The organism is Microcoleus sp. LEGE 07076 (genome assembly GCF_015207455.1).
Classification (GTDB): Bacteria; Cyanobacteriota; Cyanobacteriia; order Cyanobacteriales; family Microcoleaceae; genus Microcoleus.
On record NZ_JADEWV010000016.1, the window covers coordinates 1 to 19588 of the forward strand.

24 protein-coding genes and 1 pseudogene are annotated in these 19588 nt (G+C 45.0%); 15 read left to right on the forward strand and 10 right to left on the reverse strand.

Annotated elements, in window-relative coordinates; translation table 11 throughout:
• The 3 genes and pseudogenes from IQ270_RS04315 to IQ270_RS04325 all read right to left on the reverse strand — a co-directional run.
• Positions 1 to 275: pseudogene (locus tag IQ270_RS04315) on the reverse strand (shikimate dehydrogenase); the annotation flags it as partial.
• Entirely contained in the window at positions 272 to 1642 is a 1371-nt protein-coding gene (locus IQ270_RS04320; RefSeq protein ID WP_193972024.1) for an ATP-binding protein, read from the reverse strand. The gene IQ270_RS04320 and the pseudogene IQ270_RS04315, both read right to left, overlap by 4 nt.
• A 453-nt stretch (positions 1643 to 2095) precedes the next feature.
• On the reverse strand, positions 2096 to 2782 hold the full coding sequence (locus tag IQ270_RS04325) for a type 1 glutamine amidotransferase domain-containing protein (protein ID WP_193972025.1): 687 nt from the start codon (positions 2780 to 2782) through the stop codon (positions 2096 to 2098).
• 104 nt (positions 2783 to 2886) lie between these two features.
• Here IQ270_RS04325 and IQ270_RS04330 point away from each other — a divergent pair, with 104 nt between their 5' ends.
• The 3 genes from IQ270_RS04330 to IQ270_RS04340 all read left to right on the forward strand — a co-directional run bounded on the left by IQ270_RS04330 (position 2887) and on the right by IQ270_RS04340 (position 5115).
• Positions 2887 to 3771, forward strand: coding sequence for a LysR family transcriptional regulator (locus tag IQ270_RS04330; RefSeq protein ID WP_193972026.1), 885 nt, complete (start codon positions 2887 to 2889; stop codon positions 3769 to 3771).
• A 205-nt stretch (positions 3772 to 3976) separates the two neighbouring features.
• Positions 3977 to 4444 carry a MarR family winged helix-turn-helix transcriptional regulator gene (locus tag IQ270_RS04335; RefSeq protein WP_193972027.1) on the forward strand — a complete coding sequence of 156 codons (468 nt, stop codon included), beginning with the start codon at positions 3977 to 3979 and terminating at the stop codon, positions 4442 to 4444.
• A gap of 143 nt (positions 4445 to 4587) precedes the next feature.
• Positions 4588 to 5115 (forward strand): hypothetical protein, encoded by a 528-nt coding sequence (locus IQ270_RS04340; protein WP_193972028.1) that lies wholly within the window; start codon positions 4588 to 4590, stop codon positions 5113 to 5115.
• Positions 5116 to 5259: 144 nt separating this feature from the next.
• On the opposite strand, the gene IQ270_RS04345 is transcribed toward IQ270_RS04340, so the two are convergent.
• On the reverse strand, positions 5260 to 8037 hold the full coding sequence (locus IQ270_RS04345) for a phycobilisome rod-core linker polypeptide (protein WP_193972029.1): 2778 nt from the start codon (positions 8035 to 8037) through the stop codon (positions 5260 to 5262).
• A gap of 180 nt (positions 8038 to 8217) precedes the next feature.
• On the opposite strand from IQ270_RS04345, the gene IQ270_RS04350 reads away from it, so the two are divergent.
• A complete protein-coding gene (locus IQ270_RS04350) occupies positions 8218 to 8442 on the forward strand; it encodes a hypothetical protein (protein WP_193972030.1) in 225 nt (74 codons plus the stop codon).
• A 186-nt stretch (positions 8443 to 8628) separates the two neighbouring features.
• Positions 8629 to 9807 carry a bifunctional 2-polyprenyl-6-hydroxyphenol methylase/3-demethylubiquinol 3-O-methyltransferase UbiG gene (locus IQ270_RS04355; RefSeq protein WP_193972031.1) on the forward strand — a complete coding sequence of 393 codons (1179 nt, stop codon included), beginning with the start codon at positions 8629 to 8631 and terminating at the stop codon, positions 9805 to 9807.
• A 146-nt stretch (positions 9808 to 9953) separates the two neighbouring features.
• On the opposite strand, the gene IQ270_RS04360 is transcribed toward IQ270_RS04355, so the two are convergent.
• Both IQ270_RS04360 and IQ270_RS04365 read right to left on the reverse strand, forming a co-directional pair.
• Positions 9954 to 10397, reverse strand: a complete 444-nt coding sequence (locus IQ270_RS04360; protein ID WP_193972032.1) for a PIN domain-containing protein — start codon at positions 10395 to 10397, stop codon at positions 9954 to 9956.
• Positions 10398 to 10679, reverse strand: a complete 282-nt coding sequence (locus IQ270_RS04365) for a hypothetical protein (RefSeq protein WP_193972033.1) — start codon at positions 10677 to 10679, stop codon at positions 10398 to 10400.
• Positions 10680 to 10896: 217 nt separating this feature from the next.
• Here IQ270_RS04365 and IQ270_RS04370 point away from each other — a divergent pair, with 217 nt between their 5' ends.
• On the forward strand, positions 10897 to 11103 hold the full coding sequence (locus tag IQ270_RS04370) for a hypothetical protein (RefSeq protein ID WP_193972034.1): 207 nt from the start codon (positions 10897 to 10899) through the stop codon (positions 11101 to 11103).
• A 61-nt stretch (positions 11104 to 11164) separates the two neighbouring features.
• Positions 11165 to 11410, forward strand: coding sequence for a hypothetical protein (locus IQ270_RS04375; RefSeq protein ID WP_193972035.1), 246 nt, complete (start codon positions 11165 to 11167; stop codon positions 11408 to 11410).
• A 308-nt stretch (positions 11411 to 11718) separates the two neighbouring features.
• Here IQ270_RS04375 and IQ270_RS04380 read toward each other — a convergent pair whose 3' ends face one another.
• The 3 genes from IQ270_RS04380 to IQ270_RS04390 form a co-directional block, all read right to left on the reverse strand.
• Entirely contained in the window at positions 11719 to 12153 is a 435-nt protein-coding gene (locus IQ270_RS04380; protein ID WP_193972036.1) for a hypothetical protein, read from the reverse strand.
• A 129-nt stretch (positions 12154 to 12282) separates the two neighbouring features.
• Complete coding sequence (locus tag IQ270_RS04385) at positions 12283 to 12561, reverse strand: hypothetical protein (RefSeq protein ID WP_193972037.1); 279 nt, start codon at positions 12559 to 12561, stop codon at positions 12283 to 12285.
• 319 nt (positions 12562 to 12880) lie between these two features.
• Complete coding sequence (locus tag IQ270_RS04390; protein ID WP_193972038.1) at positions 12881 to 14005, reverse strand: hypothetical protein; 1125 nt, start codon at positions 14003 to 14005, stop codon at positions 12881 to 12883.
• A gap of 529 nt (positions 14006 to 14534) precedes the next feature.
• Here IQ270_RS04390 and IQ270_RS04395 point away from each other — a divergent pair.
• From IQ270_RS04395 to IQ270_RS04420, 6 genes are all read left to right on the forward strand, one after another.
• On the forward strand, positions 14535 to 15128 hold the full coding sequence (locus IQ270_RS04395) for a Uma2 family endonuclease (protein ID WP_193972039.1): 594 nt from the start codon (positions 14535 to 14537) through the stop codon (positions 15126 to 15128).
• A gap of 70 nt (positions 15129 to 15198) precedes the next feature.
• On the forward strand, positions 15199 to 15789 hold the full coding sequence (locus tag IQ270_RS04400) for a Uma2 family endonuclease (protein WP_193972040.1): 591 nt from the start codon (positions 15199 to 15201) through the stop codon (positions 15787 to 15789).
• A 26-nt stretch (positions 15790 to 15815) separates the two neighbouring features.
• A complete protein-coding gene (locus IQ270_RS04405) occupies positions 15816 to 16007 on the forward strand; it encodes a hypothetical protein (protein ID WP_193972041.1) in 192 nt (63 codons plus the stop codon).
• On the forward strand, positions 15997 to 16356 hold the full coding sequence (locus IQ270_RS04410; protein WP_193972042.1) for a hypothetical protein: 360 nt from the start codon (positions 15997 to 15999) through the stop codon (positions 16354 to 16356). The genes IQ270_RS04405 and IQ270_RS04410 overlap by 11 nt, the downstream gene beginning before the upstream one ends.
• A gap of 70 nt (positions 16357 to 16426) precedes the next feature.
• Positions 16427 to 16630, forward strand: a complete 204-nt coding sequence (locus tag IQ270_RS04415; protein ID WP_193972043.1) for a type II toxin-antitoxin system HicB family antitoxin — start codon at positions 16427 to 16429, stop codon at positions 16628 to 16630.
• Positions 16627 to 16845, forward strand: coding sequence for a type II toxin-antitoxin system HicA family toxin (locus tag IQ270_RS04420; protein WP_193972044.1), 219 nt, complete (start codon positions 16627 to 16629; stop codon positions 16843 to 16845). Before IQ270_RS04415 ends, IQ270_RS04420 begins: the two co-directional genes overlap by 4 nt.
• Positions 16846 to 16950: 105 nt before the next feature.
• On the opposite strand, the gene moaA is transcribed toward IQ270_RS04420, so the two are convergent.
• Positions 16951 to 17940, reverse strand: coding sequence for a GTP 3',8-cyclase MoaA (gene moaA, locus IQ270_RS04425; RefSeq protein WP_193972045.1), 990 nt, complete (start codon positions 17938 to 17940; stop codon positions 16951 to 16953).
• A 274-nt stretch (positions 17941 to 18214) separates the two neighbouring features.
• Here moaA and IQ270_RS04430 point away from each other — a divergent pair, with 274 nt between their 5' ends.
• Together IQ270_RS04430 and IQ270_RS04435 are read left to right on the forward strand one after the other, a co-directional pair.
• Positions 18215 to 18664: a nitrate reductase associated protein gene (locus IQ270_RS04430; protein ID WP_193972046.1), complete on the forward strand. Its 450-nt coding sequence runs from the start codon at positions 18215 to 18217 to the stop codon at positions 18662 to 18664.
• A gap of 537 nt (positions 18665 to 19201) precedes the next feature.
• Entirely contained in the window at positions 19202 to 19573 is a 372-nt protein-coding gene (locus tag IQ270_RS04435; RefSeq protein ID WP_193972085.1) for an ATP synthase subunit I, read from the forward strand.
• The last annotated feature ends 15 nt before the right edge of the window (positions 19574 to 19588 follow it).

Sequence of the window (19588 nt, forward strand, 5' to 3'; positions counted from 1 at the left end):
GTATTGATTGCGCCGATCGCCCGAGCAATGGGAGAAACCTCCGACAGCAGCGGTAAGATGGCTTGTTTGTGCGGAATCGTGATGCTAAATCCCTGAAGGTCGATCGCCCCAAAGCCTGCAAGAGCAACCTTTAAATCCTCTGGTTTTACTGGAAACGCCAGGTAAACAAAATCGACTCCCAAATGAGAAATAGCAGCATTGTGCATCGCCGGCGACAGAGAATGTGCGATCGGATGACCGATTACTCCCAATATTTTAGTAGAGCCTTTAATCATTGTTGACTGTTGACTGTTGTCATAAACTCTTTTGCATCTGCCAAAATCGGATTGACATCAAACCAATAATCCTCACCATAACGGTATTCAAACACCCAGAGACTTCGCAGCAAAATTTGGTATTTAGTTTCCCCGCTGACAATTTTAGTAACTGATACTTGGCGCAGCAGTTCCCACTCATCAGCTTCGATCGCCAAAGTAAGCTGGTGGCGACGCTGGACGATGACATTTTCCAAAGTTTCCCGCGACAGAGGAGGGTCTTGTTTTTGCAGACAGCTATACAGCAGTTGCAGCAAATTGCGGACATGACCCCCGCTGACTCGACACAGGCGATCGAGAGTTTCAGCAGAATCAAAAATTTTGTCAACCAAAGCATAGCGCCCAGATGGTTCCACCGTCGGAAAAGCCCGCGCCAGAACCATCTGTCGCAGCAATTCCACACCAACAGAGCACTCAGAACCGTCGCTCAACTGCACCGGCACCATCGGCAAAACCTTCGGATCTACCCCAAAGCGATTCGTCAACTGGCCCAAATCGTTAGAGAAAATCAGCACCAAAGGAATTGTATACACGATGTGGCAATTTAGTCTTGCCAACTGTTCCCCGCGATCGACAAACAGGTATTCCGGCTGCAAGCGCCCCGTCGGTTTCGCGCACAAGTGGATGCGATCGAGATTATCAATAATGACTACAAGTCCCTGTTTTCCTTGACGTTTGAGTTCTTGATTTGCCGGTTCGAGCAACTCCTTATTCAGAGCCTCTAAAATTACATTAGTTCGCGGCTCCAAATATTGCCGCAACTCCGATCGCAAATTCGGAGCATCTTTCGCCTTAGCCGTAATTTTGCCAATTCCCAGCGCCAGAGAAAATTCTCCCTCAGTGCTAGCATTTATTTCCCCAAAACCGGGGACATTAGCTTCAGCCCTCAAGTCTATTTGAGTTTGAAAAACATCAGCAACCCCTTTGAGCAAAGCTTTAAAACCCGTTGGTTGCAGCTTGATTTTCATTTTCTCAATACTTTCGCTCACCTGACGAGCTACGCTCAACAAAATGTCAGTGATATCGACATCTGCCATGTCTAAGTCTTTACTCGACTCAAAGTAAACAACATGAAATCCTTGCTCCTGCAATTGAGCTTGCAGCCGCAGCAATTCTGTTGATTTACCAGAACCGATGTGACCGGTGAACAACTGACAAGTAGGTGAATCTGGGGACAGGCGGCTGATGGTGCGCTCCAGTTGTTCTACGATTGTGCCTCCCCGCACTGAGGAGAAATCGATATAGTATTGTCGGTCTTCTGGATTTGCTACTGCCAAGGTGTAGCTGGGATTGCAGGCTTTATAAAATTTCTGTAAATTTAGTTCCATACCCTGTTCTGTGTTTCATAACATTATGCCCTAATAGCTTATTCATTTAGCTATTTTACTAATCCGAAAAAAACCAGTTTATTTTGATGTTTTATTTTGCATTCAATATCTTGAGGTAGATCGTAATCCGCCACAAATCCTAGTTAAATACAGTTGGTTTTCCGCACCGCAATGCAATTTTTGTAATTTCCAAGACGACTTGCATTGCTCTCGATCGAACAAATGGCGATCGCAAATTTGTATGCTAAAATCAAAGACGAACATTTGACAGTAATGTTCTCGGCTCAAAGTGCGGACTTGAGTACGGTTAACCGAATGTAGAAAGGGCAGGCACTTGCACCCGCCCCCTTGGGATTATCAGTCAAGATTGGCTGGAATCCCAAACCTCAAATCTAATTGCTTCAGCGAATCCCGCGACAGATTTAAAACTATTGGCTGCACCGATTCATGAGATTATACAGCGCTATTTTGGATTAATTCTACCATTCGTTCGCCTACACCTGCTGCGGAAGCGGGATTTTGACCTGTCACGAGTCTCTCGCTCGCCACAACGCAGACTTGAAAGTTAGCAACCTTGGTAAAATTTGCCCCGCGTTCAATTAACTTCGCCTCCAGTAAAAACGGCACGATGTCAGTCAATCCCACAGCAGCTTCTTCTTCATTAGTAAAAGCAGCCACAGTCTTGTTAGCAACCAAATATTTGCCATCAGATAACTTAAGATTGACTAACGCCGCCGGCCCGTGACAGACAGCACCCACAATCCCGCCTGCTTCGTAAATAGCAGCAGCAATCCCAGCAAGTTCCTGGTTGTTAGCAAAATCCCACATTGTCCCGTGTCCCCCAGCATAGAAAATAGCACCATATTCTGCCGGGTCAATTTGTGCAGGATTGAGAGTATTTTCCACTCGGAAAACTTGTTTCGCATCGTCTAAAAAAGCCTTATTTAGCGGGTCTTCTAAATCAATCCCAACTATGGGAGCCTTGCCACCTTTTGGACTCACAAAATCCACCGTTAATCCTGCTTTAGTAAATGCGTCCAATGGATGCGTCACCTCTGGAAGATAGAAACCTGTTTCTTTGCCAGTGTCGCCGAGAGTATCGTGGCTGGTTAAAACAATCAGAACTTTTTGGCTAGTCATAGTCTATTCCTTTTGCGGGTGTCTTTGTGGCTATTGTTTTCATCCTAGGTCGAATTCATCTAAAATACAAATTATAAAACTTTCGTATAACTATAAATATATTTATGATTAGCTTTGAGTGGTATCGCAGCTTTGTTGAGGTTTACCGCGTCGGAACCGTATCCGGGGCGGCCCAAGTTCTCCACCTCACGCAACCGGCTGTCAGCCAACAAGTCGCAGCCCTAGAGTCAGCTTTGGGAAATCGGTTGTTTCAAAGGACTCCGAGACGGATGGTACCCACGGAAGCGGGAAAAAGACTGTATACTCAAGTTGCTGGTGCGATCGAGAAACTCGAATCAATTCCCCACAAAAACTCCACCGCCGAAACACCGCAAACCATCAGAATCGGTACGCCCCAAGAATTTTTTACAGAGCAAATTCTGGATAAATTACCCCAGGACGATCGTACTTTTTACACAATCCAATTTGGACTAACATCGGAGTTGATCCAACAACTCAAAGCCGGAAAACTAGACATTGTAATTGCCACCCAAAAAATTACCTTATCTGACATAGAATATGAATTGCTATTCGAGGAAAATTTCTGGCTAGTCGGGCCGCCAAATGCGGCGATTTTAATTGATGAAGGAATCAGCCAAACAGATTTAAAACCACTTTCTCAATGGCTGTTAACTCAACCTTGGATTGCTTACAGCGAAGAATTGCCGATCGCCCGCCGCTTTTGGCGCGTCGTGTTTGGCAGCAGAATCGACGTTCAACCCAGATTAATTATTCCCGATTTAAGAGCAATTCGACAAGCCGTGGAATGCGGATTTGGCTTGAGCGTGCTTCCCGATTACTTGTGTGCAAATTGGGTGAAAGAAAATCGCTTGACACTTGTGCTTAAACCTGGACAGGCTGTGACTAATCGGATTTGGCTGGCTTTTCGGAAATCGGAAAGACAGTTGCCAAAAATCAAACGGATGCTAGAATTTTGTCAATTTAAATAAATTTATAAATACGATGTACAGCCTCTGACTCTGCGTCCCCAGGCTCAGCCGCGGAACGAGAATATTTGAAGCTTACTGGTGAAGTGCTTGGTTAGGTAAGCTGAAGATGGTTGCTAGGGCTATGGTTTGAGACAGGTAGTGCAGCGATCGGCATAGAATAGTTAACAAATTAACTATTTGGTTTAGCAGCCAAAGCCTTTATAAAATGCCTAATTCATCGTCGAACGCTGAATTTCTCCAGCAATGGAAATACGCTCTGGCTCCTTACAACTTGGGATACAAGCTGAAACTTGCGTCTCAAGTGATGTACCGCGACTTTTTAGAACGGCTTGAACCCTACGGTATAACTCCATTTCACTACCTTGTCTTATGCTGTCTGTGGGAAGAAGACGGTCTTTCAACTTCAGGAATCGCTGACAAGCTCAAGCAGTTGGGAGCAACACTGACAGGAGTAGTCGATCGCATGGAAGAGCGCAACCTTGTTTACCGAGAACGTGACGCTGACGATCGCCGTATCGTGCGAATTTGGCTGACAGGCGAAGGCAAGCAGCTCATGTATGTCCTGCCAGCAGTTGGCGCCGAGACAATTAAAAAGGCAACGGAGAACATTCCAGAAGCAGAGCAAGAAACCGCTTTGAAGCTCCTCGATCGAATTGTTCAGAATTTTCTCTAGCGGTATTAGCCCTTCACTATTGACTTTTACTAAATTACTTAATATATTAACTATCAATATATTGACTTTATGGCTCGCACAGCTTAAATCAATGCGGGCTGAGATTTTTGCGGTTTGCAAATTGCAACAGCTTAGGAGGGAAAATGCCAAAACTGAGTATCAATCAAAAAAACTGGTTGCTGTCAGCACACGTTGGGTTTGCCGCACTGTGGACAGGAGCCGTCTTGAGTATGTTTCTTTTGTCGCACAGAAACACAAAGTCAACCAACCCCGACGTACTGAATGCTCTCGATTCTGCAATTAATCTACTGGATGACTGGATTGTAATTCCCTCAGCCATTGGTTCAGTCGTTACAGCAACGTTCCTTTGTTGGGTAACGAACTATGGATTTACCAAGTTTTACTGGGTGATTGCAAAGTGGGTTCTAACGACTGGATTAGTTGTATTTGGAACCTTCTGGCTATTTCCGTGGGGTAATGCTGCTGAAAAATTGTCAGCGCAAGAAGGATTACAAGCCCTTAGCAATCCAGTCTACGGATTCGATGCTAAGGGTGTGTTGCTCGGAACTCTAATTCAAGTGCTTTCTCTCGCTGTCATCATTGGGATCTCGGTTCTAAAGCCTTGGGGAAGACGACCAGCTAAAGCCAAGAGTCAAGTCAGTGCAGATTAGTCGAAAAAGTTGCGGCACAATAACAACCGCAGTACAGCGCCACAACAAACCTGTAATAAAAAAGGGCTGGCAATTACACCAGCCCTTGCACTAATTTTAGATATTAAATTACTTGTAATCTAACATCCAAAAACTCAAATAAATCTAACTTCTGTCAGTAGCAGCCGCAGGCTCAAAACTCGGAACCACAACATCAGAATTCTGCTTAGTCAACTGGTTGTACAGTCTTTCAGTATTCGGGAAATTAGCAGCCGGTAGAGTCGGGAAGCGACGGTAAGGAACAACATCCTCACCAAACGCTTCGGCATATTCAACGCTGTTCAACATCGCGTTGATAAAGCCCTTAATCCCTTTACTAGCCAAGATTTGGTTGTAAGTCCGAATCTCAGCTTGATTGCGAGGAGCACGGCCCAAAAAGTGCTTCGTGCCCAACTCAATCACCTTAGTATTGGGATAAGGTGCGTAGAACTGTTTAACGTACAGCGACGAACAACCCAAACTTTCAATGAACTCCTTGAGATTGATTTCATTGTTGCCAAGTTTGCTTTCGAGCGCCGTGAATTCATTCTTCACAACGTAGGGATTCAAATCGCGTTCAAAAACTTGACGGTAAGCAGCTTGAATTAAAGTTTTCAAAGCTACCTTGTCCGAAGTAGTTGTCAGCTTGAACACCTTAGTTTGTTCGCGCCGCTTGCTGACACCTTGAGCGATGCGATTTTGCAACTCGACATCACCAGGAGACCCGGGAGTGCCAAGTTCAACAAACCGAGGTGTTTCTGTCGCTGCTTGAGCGTTGACCTTTTTCTCACCAAAGGAGCCTGTACGCATTGTCCGCATCGACAAACCAGCCGGAGTCACGTAACGCTCGTAGGGGACAGTATCTTCCCCGAAAGCTTCGTTGTACTCCATGCTGTCTATGATGCCATCGACGAGCGCGTAGAAACCCTTCTTGGCGCAAATGTCAAAGTAAGCATTCATTTCCTGACGGCCGTAGGTAGGGCGTCCCAGGAGTCGGCGGTGGATGTACTCGATCGCCTTACAAACGTACAGCTTGCTCCAGTACATATTGCGGAACACATCCGACTTCGCCAACATCCGAATAAACTCGCGCATCGGAATGTCGCCGTTTTCCAGCTTAATTTCCGCCACCTTTTGGCGCTGGCCGTCGAACACATCGCGACCGAACACTTGCAGGTAAGCAGCCCGAATCACCGCTTGGGTGGAACTTTCGGTATATTTGACACTAGAAGCATTGCTGTAGCTGCTAGAAACACCGCGGGCAGTTTTCTTAGAAGCCACATAGTTGCTGGGTAACTGGTCTAGTTTAAAGACCTTGGGGCCCAGAGAACCAGGACTCGCACCGCGAGCCGCTGGATTGCTCAATTGATTGTCAATTCCCGCACCTTGACGGATCAAGATCCGGCGAGTGTCTTTGCCGAAGGGAGCTGGACGGTTTTTGGGGTTGCGAGTTTCTTGCGGGAAAATCGCACCGAACTGAATTTCCAGCGGATCGTTACCAATACCGTAAACGTGCTGGTCTGGCAGAGGCTGGGTGTAGCCTGCGAACAAGGTGATGAACTGAGGAACCTTGCGGAACGGAGCGCTGAAATTGAACAAATCGATTTGCGGGCCCCAGTTGCGGCATTCCTGAGCTTCTTGGCCCAAACCGCGCAGGTAAGGCACTGTTTCTTCGCCGAAGTAGTCAGAATATTCCTGGGAATAAACCATCGCGTCTACGAGGGCTGCCAGGCCGCCTTTGGTGACGATCGCAAAATACTTGCTAAATTCCTCCCGCGAGCTCAAACCGCGGCCGAGGAAGTGGCGGGCCGCCAATTCTACAGCGCGACTGTTGACAAACGGCTCGTAGAATTGCTGGCGGTACAGAGGAGATTTACCCAAACGGCGGATAAACTCTTTCATCGAGATTTCGCCGTTTTTGACCTTGGATTCCAAGTCAGAAATGCTTTGGCTGTAGGCGCGGGTAATATCGCGCTCAAAAACTTGGCGGTAAGCTGCTTTGACTACTTCAATCTTTTCAGCCGACGACAGACCCGTCTTCATGACGAATTTCGATCGATTTTCCGCTGCGTTGAAGTAGATTTGAGGAAGTTGCAGCCCTTGCTGGTCATTGGTTTCGCGCTGACGCACCTTCGGTGAAGGTGTGGGAGCTTTGAATTCGGTAATTGCTACGTCAAAATACTGTGCGACGATCGCGCGTCCGGCCTCATCATTCTTGAAATAGCCCAAGGATGCAGCCTTCATTTCCTGCATTGCCACAATTGTCGCCGCCGAAGAGCAAGCATTTTCGATAATTTCCCGCAATCCGCGGACGTTCACCGAAATAATATTCGGGTCGCCAGCGACAATCGCGTAGGTGATGTAGCGCAAAAACCAGCTCAAGTCGCGCAGAGATTTGGTCATGTTGCTCGGGCCATAGCGCGAGACATTAATCGGTTGAAATCCTGCTGGGATTGGGCCACCGCCGTTACCGCCGCCGCCTGAAAACAGATTTCCCAAACCCAAAAATCCGCCACCCCCGCCGCTGCCGTTGCCGCCGCCAGCGCGACCTTCAACGTAGGTAACAGTTCCGAGTTTCATGCCCTCAGAGGTATTAGCCGAGCCGCCGCGAGCACCGGCCACAGCCATCACTGGTTCTGCTGGTCTTTCCAAAAATGCCAGGGGCGAACCGCCCACAAAAATTCGGTTGGCTGCCCGAGATACTATCAGTTCTGAGTTTCTCGTCAGCGTCTCAGAAATTGCGATCCTCATCGCACCGGAACTGAAATAACTTGCCAGTTCGCTAAGTTCGCCCCGCTGTAGGAAGCGGTCTTGCTGTTCTGCTTGCGAAATCGTTGCGACCGGTACAGTTTGATATAGTTGCGGACGCGCAACTGAGCTTCCACCACTTGCTTTTACAGTCATTAGACTCCTTCGCTCCCTATCTAAATCGTTACAGCATTTACCCAGACTAACCATGCCTTCTCATGCAGGTAACATTAGGTATTTTGCTTTGTTTACTTTTTGCCTTGACCTTTGAAGAGGTTGGGGCGCTTACTTTCTTAGATTAAAATGTTTTGGTTTGATCTTTCGTTCTGCCGGGAAATGTCCTACCCGAAGACAGACACGCGGCACTGCCTCCGCGCTTGCTTCGCCCCTACACCCCTGGCAAAAATTTTTAGCCCGAGAGGTGACAGCGGGCGATCGCAGCAAGTGCCGTCAATTCAGCAAAAAGAAAATCCAAAATTTTCTTCTGCCTTTTTCTGGGCCTTTTACTTTTTGCCGAAAGACCCCTCCGCTTTACCCGAAAGCTCAGCAGTGGGTGATTGACAGTCCTGGTTTGTTAAAAAGCCTGCCGACATTTATTGTATAGATTTAAGAGAGCTTATATGAGAAAAAATGATAAGTTTTATTACGCCGAAGCTGTCAGTAGGCAGTTGTCAGTAGGCAGTTGTCAGCCGTCTGTCCAATCCCATCCCGAAGCCCAACTCAAAACTCAAAACTCTTCCCTAATCTATGGAAACTTCACCCGATATCAGTGCTGCGGTGCGGCGGCTTTACGATACTTTCCCTTTTCCACCCGATCCTTTGTCCGACGAACCGCCGCCTGGGTACAACTGGCGCTGGAGTTGGCCGGAGGCTTACAGCTTCTGCACGGGACAAAAGCCACCAAAACTGGATATTCGGATTTTAGATGCCGGCTGCGGCACCGGTTCGAGTACGGATTATCTGATTCATCTTAACCCCGAAGCGTCGGTAACGGCGATCGACCTTAGTTCCGGTGCTTTGAAGGTAGCACAAGAACGCTGTCGCCGATCTGGTGCGCGAGAAGCCGATTTTCGCCACCTCAGCATTTACGATGCGGCCGAGTTAGATGGCGAGTTCGATTTGATCAACTGCGTGGGCGTGCTGCACCATTTGCCCGATCCGATCCGGGGCATTCAAGCCTTAGCGGCGAAGTTGGCTAGCGGTGGCTTGATGCACATTTTTGTGTATGCTGAATTGGGTCGTTGGGAAATTCAATTGATGCAAAGGGCGATCGCCCTGCTCCAAGGAACTCAAAAAGGCGACTATCCCGATGGTGTGAAAGTCGGTCGTGAAATCTTTGCTTCCCTACCAGAAAACAACCGACTTGTCAAGTACGAAAAACAGCGTTGGGCAGGAGAAAATCAGCGAGACGAATGTTTTGCCGATATGTACGTTCATCCGCAGGAAATTGACTACAATATCGAGACTTTGTTCGAGTTGATTGATGCTTCTGGATTAGAATTTATCGGTTTTTCAAATCCGGGATATTGGCAATTAGAAAGACTTTTGGCTAAAGCACCGGAGTTGATGGAAAGAGCTCAGGGTTTGACGGAACGGGAGCTTTATCGATTAATTGAATTGTTGGATACGGAAATCACTCATTACGAGTTTTTCTTGGGTAAAAAGCCTGTTAATAAGATTGATTGGTCGGATGATAAGGCACTTTTGGCGGCAATTCCAGAGTTGAGTGTTTGTATGCACGGTTGGCCTAGTCAACAAGTGTTTGATTGCAATTACCAATTAATCAATTTGTCAAGTGCTGAGTTTGAGTTTCTGCAAGCTTGCAATACCAGAACTGTGGGGGAGATTTTGGCGGATGTGGAGATGGGATTGGATGAAGTGCGATCGATCTTATCAAAACAGCTAATATTGCTAACACCAAGATAATTCGGCGGTTGAAACCGCTTCTACACAAACAAAGTCGGCCTCCGCCGACTGAAGAGTCGTAGGGTGCGTCAGTTAGTGTTACTTTCGCTAAAAATGGATAATCTCGAACTGACGCACCTTACCATTTCTGTTAAATTCCCAATTAATCAAGGCTTTACAGTTGGAGGATTAACAGCCGTAATTTGTGAATAACGAGCGAAATCAGCAATGTTAAAAGTTAGGATATGGGTTAAACCATGAACTAACATAGCAGCAACTAGCCGCGCATCATGAACGTTGACACCTATAACCTTATACGTTATCACCAGTCGCTCCCATTCTTGATAAATTGCTTCGGTATCCAACAAGAGAGGAAAAAGCTGTTTTAAGCGATTAATTTCTGCCTCTGCTTCTGTTGCAGTACGCCCTAATCCATTTCTCTGGATCGGGCGCGTGCAAACGTTCCAAAACTCGATCAAATTTTGGGGTACGATATAAAGTTGTTCCCCGCGATCGCGCAGAGTAATCACGGCATTGACAGCATCATGATTCATTGGGTGTGCTGTATCGATGCTACGCAGCAGTATGTTTGTATCTACGAGAAACGGCATTTAACCTCTGTCTCCATAAATGCTCTCTCTGCTAATAGCTTCATCTGAAAGAGTGGGGAGATTTAGGGCACGATGACTGTCAACCCATTCTTGAAATGCTATTGACCATTCTGTTGGGGTAGCTGTTTCATAAAATGGACGTTGTTGAGGTTCAATTAGCTGTTTGAGCATCGCATCTAGTAATGGTTTAATCTGATCCGGCGTGCGGCTGGTGATTTTTGCCAAAACTTGAGTAATAGTCTGTATCTCTTGTTGGTGAGATTGCTGAAGATTGTGCAGCATAGTTATCCTTGAGTGCAAGTTTTTGGGTTGATGATAACAAAATCGATCGCACTTTTTAAATTGATTGTCATATTATAACTCTAGCGCTAATATTGCTCACACCGAGTTGAGTCGTAGGGTGCGTCAGTTGTCCTTATTTTCGGTAAAAATCGACAATCTACGAACTGACGCACCCTACTTGAACTAGAGCCTGGTAAAATCCCAAATCCCAAATGGATTGACACAGGCCCCCAAATATGGATACGCTTTGAAGTTAGAGGTTGCTTTGCTTGTAGAGGAAGTAGCCCGCGTCGCCCAAAAATCTAGTTGCACTGCCCAAAGCTGCGTCAACAGCAATGGACAGCTAACCGCCAAACTGATCACAGCAGTCTGGAGGCTAACGGAGTATGATAACACTCTCTGTAGCCGCCCTGCTATGTGTTGAAATGCGGGGCGGCTGGGTTTTTGGGTTTTTCTAGAAAACCCAAAACCAGGAGAACATAATTATGTCACAGGAATTCTTGCCTGACGATAACAAATTCGATCGGCCAAATGACGACTCAGCAGCAGAATCGGAACAGGATGTGGTGTGTGTAACAGTGACAGGTTCGCCCAAGGGTGTCAGGGAAACTATACTCACCTTGTACCGCCTGGGATTTGCCCAAGTTGGCGATTGGAGTCCCGTACAACGTGCAGCTAATCCGAAGCAAGTGATGAGTGTGCTGATTCGCCGTCGTAAGCGCAAAGCGTAGGTGTTTGCTCGTTCCCAGGCTAGAGCCTGGGAACACATTCCATGAGCATCTGCCTCCTGTTTTTGTTTTTATCCGCTAGCGAGGCAGAGCCTCTGGATCTCGGTTCCCAGGCTCTAGCCTGGGAACCAGTTAATAAGACCAACAAATATCAGGCACGTTATTTTACTAAATCAGGATAAGAGCATATCCTGATTTAGAGGCTGAAACATCTATAAAAAAACCTAGGCGGGGAAAGCCGCATTTCCCCGCCTAAGCCATACAACCTTTATGAATACACACTATTTTATCATTGTAAAATAAGTCTTTAATCACTTTTCAACTGTTATCGCACACGCAGCATCACCATTTCTCATAATCAAATAAAATTCATTTAAACGTCTGTATTTAAATCTTAATAGTATTTCAACACTGCGATTTCCATCACTTCTACTCCACTGCATTTGACTATCCGCTAACCCTTCTACTGACCAATGAGGTATACTAGGATTACCAGTTATAATTGCATCCGCCTGTTCAGGTGTTATACCTCTTGTTAAATTTAAGAACTCCTTACCAAGTTCACTGTTGGTAAGACTTTCCATTGAAATAATAGAACAACCTGGATTCTTACCAGGTATATCACCTTTATAAACAGACAATCTACGCTGAGCAATAGCCTGTAAAGGGTTTGCAATAATAATTATGTTGATTAAAAAGAATGCTAAAGTCGGTAAATATTTAATTTGATTAATGTTTTTTAACATGATTTTTATTCCTTTATACTTGTGTTGCTACAAAATTATTGTACATCAAAAGATGAGTATGTCTTGACATAAACTCTTTAACCCTATCAAACCCGCTAGACACCAACTCTGGCGGGTTTTTCAGAATCATCAATACTCTACTTCTTTAAGAGGTTCAACATATTGACCATCTGTCCTCTTTTTTCCCGTTCTTTCTTCCACTAACTCGTGATAACTTGAATTACGTTTTATGTCGGGTTCTTCTTCATAAATTTCACTATCCAATAGTATGTCATAACGAACCTGATCTTCGTACTGTGGTTTAATAACCACACGATCTACAACACCTGGTTCATCATTCCAAAGAACCCTAATACCACGCGGATAGTAAACAATATTGTCCAAAGGGGGAACGCTTTTCTTTGCCATAATTTCTATCTAATCCTCTGATTTTTCTGAAAGTAGCTCAAACCATTCACCAATATTTCTATAACACGCAAACTATTTATGTGACAACTCGACACAATAAACTTGCTTAAACCGTCACTCACCGCGCTCTCACCGCTCTCTCACTGCCACCGCTCCCACCTTGACACCGCTCCGACCGACACTGCCTGCCACCGCTCCAACCTCTCCGACCGCGCTATACCTTGCCAGCGAGACAATCGCCCCGATCTTTTTATTCTTTGATTCATAATTTTAAACTTTTCCCGCCTAAGCTTTGCAAGTCTTGTAGTTATATAGTTCATCAGATATAAGGAATGGTGAGTAAGGGACTATCACAAACAACATTTTTATCCACATAGTCGATAATCAAGGCATAAATTACTTTGTCATTATTTATCAAATCCCAAAAGCTAATTTTACCAAATGCTAACTTATGAAAAATCGATTTATAGTACAAAAGCTCCTCGTGTAATGACTCATCTACATCTCGACCTCGATATAACATCATATCAACAATATCCGCCCTTGAAATTTTTTCCTTAAACTCGACATTATCACTAAATAAAGTATTTGCTTTTACATCAGATGCCGAAAGGTTAAGTAAATTTTGTTTAACTTTATAAAAGTCATCGCCTAAGTCAAAATAAACAACAGGGTAAAGGGTGTGAACGGACTGATTTTTAAAATATTTAGTGACATAATAACCATCTCTCATGGTGCTTACCTTTAGTTGAATTCCAGCATCTCGGCGTTTTCCTGTAGTTATATTATTAGAAACTAATAATTCTCTTACTTTGGTCGCGCTATCAATCCAACATATATCCCTCGGATTCTGTGGGTCAAACCATCCCCCCAAAGCTTGATTGTTTTTTGTTGACAATAAACCTGTTCCTATCGCATTATAGTTATTTGGGTTTTGCAAAAAAGGATACCAAAAAACCTTTTTTACTAAGCTACTAAGAGTATTTTTGTCTTCTCTAATAAACCGTGCGATATTAGCCCATTTAGCATTTTTACTTACATCACTATTACATTCTCTTACAACCATTCCTTCTATTGTGTATCCCAAAAGATTGCCTATCCTTCCTGATTTTTGGAATGAGTTGTGACATTCTATAAATGGGTTAAATTTGTAACTATTTATTCTATGATCGAAATATACAGCACGCACATTTTCTAACAACTCAATAAATTTTTTTGTTCGAGTATAATACAGATTATTATCAATTAAACGTTGCTGATTATCTGGTTGAAAATCAATAAAAAGGTTCAATTGACGATATTTTTTAGTGATGTTGTTATCGTTTAAAGCATCAATTTTATTTTTTATAGACTTACCATTATCGGCAACAGTTGATATTAAGTTATTTTCTGGAATTGATATTAAGTTATTTTCGGGAAGAATTAAAAGAGAATTTAACATCATAGCTTATAGAATGTAAATAAACTGTGAAAAGTACAGAGAGACAGCACTTAAAATCTATTGTAATTCTATATCTTGACGTAAACCCTTTAATCCTGTTAAACCCGCTACACCATAGCCGTGGCGGGTTTTCTGTCGATTTTAGTTTTTTTAAAAGTATGCTGTTGTAACGTGCGAGTGTGACGCAAAAAAGCTAGACCGCCACCGCTCCGACACTGGCAACAGTCCGATCGCTCCGAGCGACCGCGCTAGACCCGCAACACTCCCACCGCTCCAACCGTGGTTAGGTGCAATTGTGCCAGCCGTGGCAGTCCTCACCATCCAATCTACCTCAAACTCACCCACACCGAGCTATATGGTGCAATTTTGGAGCCGTGGCAGCCGTGCCAAGTGTCGGAGATGTCGAGTCGATCGCCCCGTGTCGATCGGACAGTGCTACCCAGCTTGTTTATTCAATGAAAATCACTGCGACCGCCGCTTCCCTCGGATGTGTAAATATTTTAATAACAATAGCAATCCTGGAAGGTAAAAGATGACACAAGCCCACAAACAGAAACTTACCTTTGAAGAGTACCTCACCTATGAGGACGACACCGACAACCGCTACGAATTAATTGATGGAGAGTTAGTAACATTGCCACCAGAATCGGGCCCCAACAATTTCATTGCTAACTATCTACTATTCACTCTGGCTAGTAGCGGGTTCATCCCACTGAGGCTGATCAGAACACATATGTGCGAAATCCAAGTTCCGATCCTGCGGGAGGGCGACGCAGCTAACCGCTACCCAGATTTGGTGGTTTTGCGCCCCGAACACATCTTGCTGACAGCAACCAGGCTAACCATCACCCAAACTATGCCACCTCCTCAGTTGGTTGTCGAGGTTGTTAGTCCAGGCAGAGTTGGGCGCGATCGCGATTACATTAGTAAACGAGCTCAATATGCAGCGCGGGGTATCCCTGAATATTGGATTGTTGACCCTCAAGAGGAGATAGTAGCGGTACTACGACTAGAATCAGGTGAGTATGTCGAAGTTGGGGTTTTTCAAGGGGAACAAGCGCTGATATCGCCGACTTTTCCGCATTTGAACTTGACGGCCCAACAAGTCCTGGAAGGAGAGTTTTAGCCGCCGATTTACAAGGAGAAAATGGATGTATAAACATTTTAATAACAATAGCAATCCTGGAAGGTAAAAGATGACACAAGCCCAAAAACAAAAACTCACCTTTGAAGAGTACCTCACCTATGAGGACGACACCGACAACCGCTACGAATTAATTGATGGAGAGTTAGTAACATTGCCACCCGAATCCGAACCCAATACCGCCATTGTCAGCTATCTGTTTTTAGTGCTTGTCAATACTGGTATCCCTTGGCGGTGTATCAAACTTCACTTGTGCGAAATCCAGGTTCCTATATTGCGCGAGGGCGATGCTGCTAACCGCTACCCAGATTTAGTGGTTTTGCGCCCCGAACACATCTTGCTGACAGCATCTAGGCTAACTATCACCCTTGATATGCCGCCTCCTCAGTTGGTGGTTGAGGTTGTTAGTCCTGGGAGAATTGGGCGCGATCGCGATTACATTAGTAAACGAGCTCAATATGTGGCGCGGGGCATCCCTGAATATTGGATTGTTGACCCTCAAGAGGAGATAGTAGCGGTACTACGACTAGAATCAGGTGAGTATGTCGAAGTTGGGGTTTTTCAAGGGGAACAAGCGCTGATATCGCCGACTTTTCCGCAGTTGAACTTGACGGCCCAACAAGTCTTGGGAGGGGAGTTTTAGCCATTGATTTACAAGAAATTCACACGATGGAAGAAAACATTCATTCAGCTACCAGCCCTCAAAAATGTCGCGATATGGAGCGACGATACGGTTGGAAACTCAAGACAATCAGGAAGACTCCAGACAGTATTCTTAAAGTAGATTGCGTCTTCTACGGTCAGCAGACATCATTTGCACCTCCAGAAAATTCACAAGGAGAAACAGACAATGACAAATGAAACCTGGATTGTTTACAAATCTGAGTCTATGGACGCGACTGGATGGGAAAACCGTCAGTTGATGCCAGGAACTTCTTTAACAGACATCCTACATGAAGAGTGGGACAGTTCTGGGGTTTTGCCCGAAGTGGGCGATCGCATCCGCGAGTATGCTCAAATGGAACCAGAAACCAGCAGTGGCATTACTCATGGACGTGATGGCGACTGGGTTGTCACCGGTATCAACCAATTCTCATCCTTTGATACCAGCCAGCGAATTGTTGTATGTTATTGCGCTTATCAGCCTGTGACACCCGATTGGGAAAAATTAGGCAGATGTGCGCCATTACCAGCTACAGCAGCAGCATAATCAGATAATTAGCCGCCGATTTGAGACATCGTGCGGCTATAATATTCTTAACAAATGAATCAATAAATGTATGAAAATTAGAGCAATTATTCATCCTGCAGAAGAAGGTGGCTATTGGGCTGAAGTTCCCGCACTTCCTGGGTGCATTACCGAAGGAGATACTATGGAAGAAGTGATGGCTAATTTAAAAGATGCCATTGAAGGTTGGCTCGATGTTGCTAATAGTCGTGAAGCAATTGCTTCCACAGATAAAATTGTTGAAATTGCTGTATGAAATCTATTTCAGGGAAGCGACTGTGCAAAATAGTAGAGCAGAAAGGTTGGGTTTTGAAAAGAGTAACTGGCAGTCATCATATCTATGAAAACCCCGAAATAGAACAAATTTTGTCAATTCCTGTTCACCGGAATCAAGATTTGAAAATTGGAACCTTAAGAGCCTTGATGAAAATAGCCCAGCTATCTGAGGAAGATTTACAAAGTTTATCTTAAACGGAAATTAGGAGACGGCAGTGCCGTGTCCCTACCGAAAATAATACTGTAGGGACACGGCACTGCCGTCTCCTCTACATCATTCCGGTGTTACCGGAATTGATATTACCCGCCGATTTGAGACATTGTGCGGCTATAATTGCCTTGAGTAGTTCCCGAATCTCGCTGCTTGAAATTAATCTCCGGTTTAATCTCTAATATCTGCTGCACTCGATCGCGCAATTCAACCGTAGACACCCCATTCCGTAAAGCAGTTTTCAAATCAATTTGCCCCGTTTCGTTCAGCAGACAAGGCCGCAGCCACCCGTCAGCAGACAAACGCATCCGGTTGCAGCGATCGCAAAAACACTCAGACATTTGACTGATAAATCCTAAAGTACCCTTCGCCCCCGGAATTTGAAACACATCCGCCGGCCCGTTTCCGCGAATTCCCGACTCCGCTAACCCGTATTTTTCGTTAATTTGTTGCCGCAAATCTGCCGAAGCTACCCAACCTTTATCGCCAAATAAATCCCCATTGCCGATCGGCATAAACTCAATAAATCTAACGTGCCAATTCCGGTTAATAGTTAATTCTGCCAACTCCAATATTTCGCCATCATTCACACCAGGAATCACCACCACATTCAACTTCAGCGGATCGAATCCAACTTGATAAGCCGCTTGAATTCCTTCCCAAACCTGCGTCCAGCGCGAGCGGCCCCGACTACCAATTATCTGATCAAAAGTCTCCGGTTCCAGGGAATCCAAACTAATATTAATCCGGCGCAAACCAGCACTGTATAGATTTTCGGCCATTCCCGCCAGCAAAAAGCCGTTAGTTGTCATTGACAAATCTCGCGTTTCGGGCAAAGATGCGATCGACCCAACCAAATCCACCACCCCAGGGCGCAGCAGCGGTTCCCCACCAGTCAGCCGAAACTTAGTAAATCCCACAGGTATAAAAACTTCCCGCAGCAGAGTTAGCAATTCCGAGTGAGTTAGCAACTGCTGCTGCAATACATAGTCCAACTCGCTACCTTCCGGCATACAGTAGAGACAGCGGAAATTGCAGCGGTCGATTAAACTAATCCGAAGGTAGTCTACGGGATTCATGTCAATACTATGTAATATTATTTAATTCTAAATCCTGACTCGATTTTCTGCAATTATTAATTGAGAGCAAGAAACCTGCATCAATTTCTCTCTATTACGCTCTCCTCTGCGCCCTCTGCGCCCTCTGCGGTAAATAAAAAAAAATCTCAATCACAAATCCAACAAACTTCCTACTCAACTTCTTCTCTCTCTTACTCTCTTCTCAGCGCCCTCAGCGCCCTCTGCGGTAAATAAAAAAAATCTCAATCACAAATCAAACAAACTCCCTAAATATATGTTCTTTGAATTTGAAGCTGACTTTGTAGAAGCCCTGCGCTGCGTTCCGATGCAGGTACGACTGAAATTAGATACTTGCGGGATTAAACTAAAGTTGCAAGATTGGAATCACTTCAACCAAGCGGAACGTCAAATGCTTGTCGAGTTACCTTGTTTGACTGCATCAGAAATTAGCGATTACCGAGAACAGTTAAACCAAGTATTAATCAAACAGACTGGTCAACCGGGAACTGATTTGGCGGTTGATGAACATCCGCCCTGGATGGATGCTGCAACTATACCGGAGTCTGTTTCTGCAAAAGCTCAAGAGTTGGATGTTGTGATTAGTTTGGCACAGTGGGCGAGTTTGCAGCCTCTGCAGCGGTTTGCTTTAATTAAGCTTAGCCGATCGAGCCACGAGAATAAAAACTTTCTCCCGGCGCTTCAAGAGTTTAAGGTGATTGATTGATATCGAATTTTAATTAACCGCAGAAATTCACAGGCCAGATGCCTTGTCTACAGAGGACTGAAATCGCATACCGACCAGCAATATATCAAAAAATTATATAATTTGGACGGTTAATCACAAATGTTTATGTTTCTGGTCGAAAAATAGTTTTTGTGCTAAGGGCGATCGGTCTTTTACACGACTGCTGTTCTGCTATGAGGGTAAAATCTTTATGGGGCAAGGCTGCGGAAAATTTCGGCACGCTTGCTGTGGGTCAGTATCTCGTACAGACCTTTCTCAGAAGTCGCTCGAAAAATTCATTTTTTTTTAAGTTATGTTGCCTGTGCATGGTATTATTCGATGTGAAGTGTACGAGCTGTAACGTTTGTCACACTTGTCGCTACAAGACGGTTTTAACCGAATTAATTGTAGTGGGAGTCAACTAACACCGACTGCTTTGAAAGTCAAGTAACCTTGTCAGATCAATCTCGCGCATCGATCGCTGAAACGGGGGACATCTCTCAGATAGGTTCGTCCGAACCGGAGTCCACCGACACTATGCAAGATTTCTACAAACTTCAGCAACAGTTGTTTGTAGTCTCGCTCGCCTTCACGGGAATAGTTTTTGTCTCGGTATGGATTTTTTATTCGCTCAACATTGCCCTAAATTACTTGATTGGGGCGATCGCCGGTGTGGTTTACTTGAGAATGTTGGCCAAAGACGTTGAGCGCATCGGCCCGCAAAAGACGAGTCTGAGTAAAAATAGGTTGGCTGTATTTATTGGGTTGATAGTAGTAGCAACTCAGTGGAATCAGCTACAGATTTTGCCCATATTTTTGGGATTTCTGACATATAAAGCCGCGATCGTCTTTTATATGCTGCAAAGCCTGTTTGTTCCCGACCCGCAAAACGGGTCAGGCAGTCGGTGAACCCTCCACTGTGTG

What these genes read in the sequence shown, in the direction of transcription:
- IQ270_RS04320 (WP_193972024.1), bottom strand. Translation starts at nt 1,642, where the DNA reads ATGGAACTAAATTTACAGAAATTTTATAAAGCCTGCAATCCCAGCTAC.
- IQ270_RS04325 (WP_193972025.1), bottom strand. Translation starts at nt 2,782, where the DNA reads ATGACTAGCCAAAAAGTTCTGATTGTTTTAACCAGCCACGATACTCTC.
- IQ270_RS04330 (WP_193972026.1), top strand. Translation starts at nt 2,887, where the DNA reads ATGATTAGCTTTGAGTGGTATCGCAGCTTTGTTGAGGTTTACCGCGTC.
- IQ270_RS04335 (WP_193972027.1), top strand. Translation starts at nt 3,977, where the DNA reads ATGCCTAATTCATCGTCGAACGCTGAATTTCTCCAGCAATGGAAATAC.
- IQ270_RS04340 (WP_193972028.1), top strand. Translation starts at nt 4,588, where the DNA reads ATGCCAAAACTGAGTATCAATCAAAAAAACTGGTTGCTGTCAGCACAC.
- IQ270_RS04345 (WP_193972029.1), bottom strand. Translation starts at nt 8,037, where the DNA reads ATGACTGTAAAAGCAAGTGGTGGAAGCTCAGTTGCGCGTCCGCAACTA.
- IQ270_RS04350 (WP_193972030.1), top strand. Translation starts at nt 8,218, where the DNA reads ATGTCCTACCCGAAGACAGACACGCGGCACTGCCTCCGCGCTTGCTTC.
- IQ270_RS04355 (WP_193972031.1), top strand. Translation starts at nt 8,629, where the DNA reads ATGGAAACTTCACCCGATATCAGTGCTGCGGTGCGGCGGCTTTACGAT.
- IQ270_RS04360 (WP_193972032.1), bottom strand. Translation starts at nt 10,397, where the DNA reads ATGCCGTTTCTCGTAGATACAAACATACTGCTGCGTAGCATCGATACA.
- IQ270_RS04365 (WP_193972033.1), bottom strand. Translation starts at nt 10,679, where the DNA reads ATGCTGCACAATCTTCAGCAATCTCACCAACAAGAGATACAGACTATT.
- IQ270_RS04375 (WP_193972035.1), top strand. Translation starts at nt 11,165, where the DNA reads ATGTCACAGGAATTCTTGCCTGACGATAACAAATTCGATCGGCCAAAT.
- IQ270_RS04380 (WP_193972036.1), bottom strand. Translation starts at nt 12,153, where the DNA reads ATGTTAAAAAACATTAATCAAATTAAATATTTACCGACTTTAGCATTC.
- IQ270_RS04385 (WP_193972037.1), bottom strand. Translation starts at nt 12,561, where the DNA reads ATGGCAAAGAAAAGCGTTCCCCCTTTGGACAATATTGTTTACTATCCG.
- IQ270_RS04390 (WP_193972038.1), bottom strand. Translation starts at nt 14,005, where the DNA reads ATGATGTTAAATTCTCTTTTAATTCTTCCCGAAAATAACTTAATATCA.
- IQ270_RS04395 (WP_193972039.1), top strand. Translation starts at nt 14,535, where the DNA reads ATGACACAAGCCCACAAACAGAAACTTACCTTTGAAGAGTACCTCACC.
- IQ270_RS04400 (WP_193972040.1), top strand. Translation starts at nt 15,199, where the DNA reads ATGACACAAGCCCAAAAACAAAAACTCACCTTTGAAGAGTACCTCACC.
- IQ270_RS04405 (WP_193972041.1), top strand. Translation starts at nt 15,816, where the DNA reads ATGGAAGAAAACATTCATTCAGCTACCAGCCCTCAAAAATGTCGCGAT.
- IQ270_RS04410 (WP_193972042.1), top strand. Translation starts at nt 15,997, where the DNA reads ATGACAAATGAAACCTGGATTGTTTACAAATCTGAGTCTATGGACGCG.
- IQ270_RS04415 (WP_193972043.1), top strand. Translation starts at nt 16,427, where the DNA reads ATGAAAATTAGAGCAATTATTCATCCTGCAGAAGAAGGTGGCTATTGG.
- IQ270_RS04420 (WP_193972044.1), top strand. Translation starts at nt 16,627, where the DNA reads ATGAAATCTATTTCAGGGAAGCGACTGTGCAAAATAGTAGAGCAGAAA.
- moaA (WP_193972045.1), bottom strand. Translation starts at nt 17,940, where the DNA reads ATGAATCCCGTAGACTACCTTCGGATTAGTTTAATCGACCGCTGCAAT.
- IQ270_RS04430 (WP_193972046.1), top strand. Translation starts at nt 18,215, where the DNA reads ATGTTCTTTGAATTTGAAGCTGACTTTGTAGAAGCCCTGCGCTGCGTT.
- IQ270_RS04435 (WP_193972085.1), top strand. Translation starts at nt 19,202, where the DNA reads ATGCAAGATTTCTACAAACTTCAGCAACAGTTGTTTGTAGTCTCGCTC.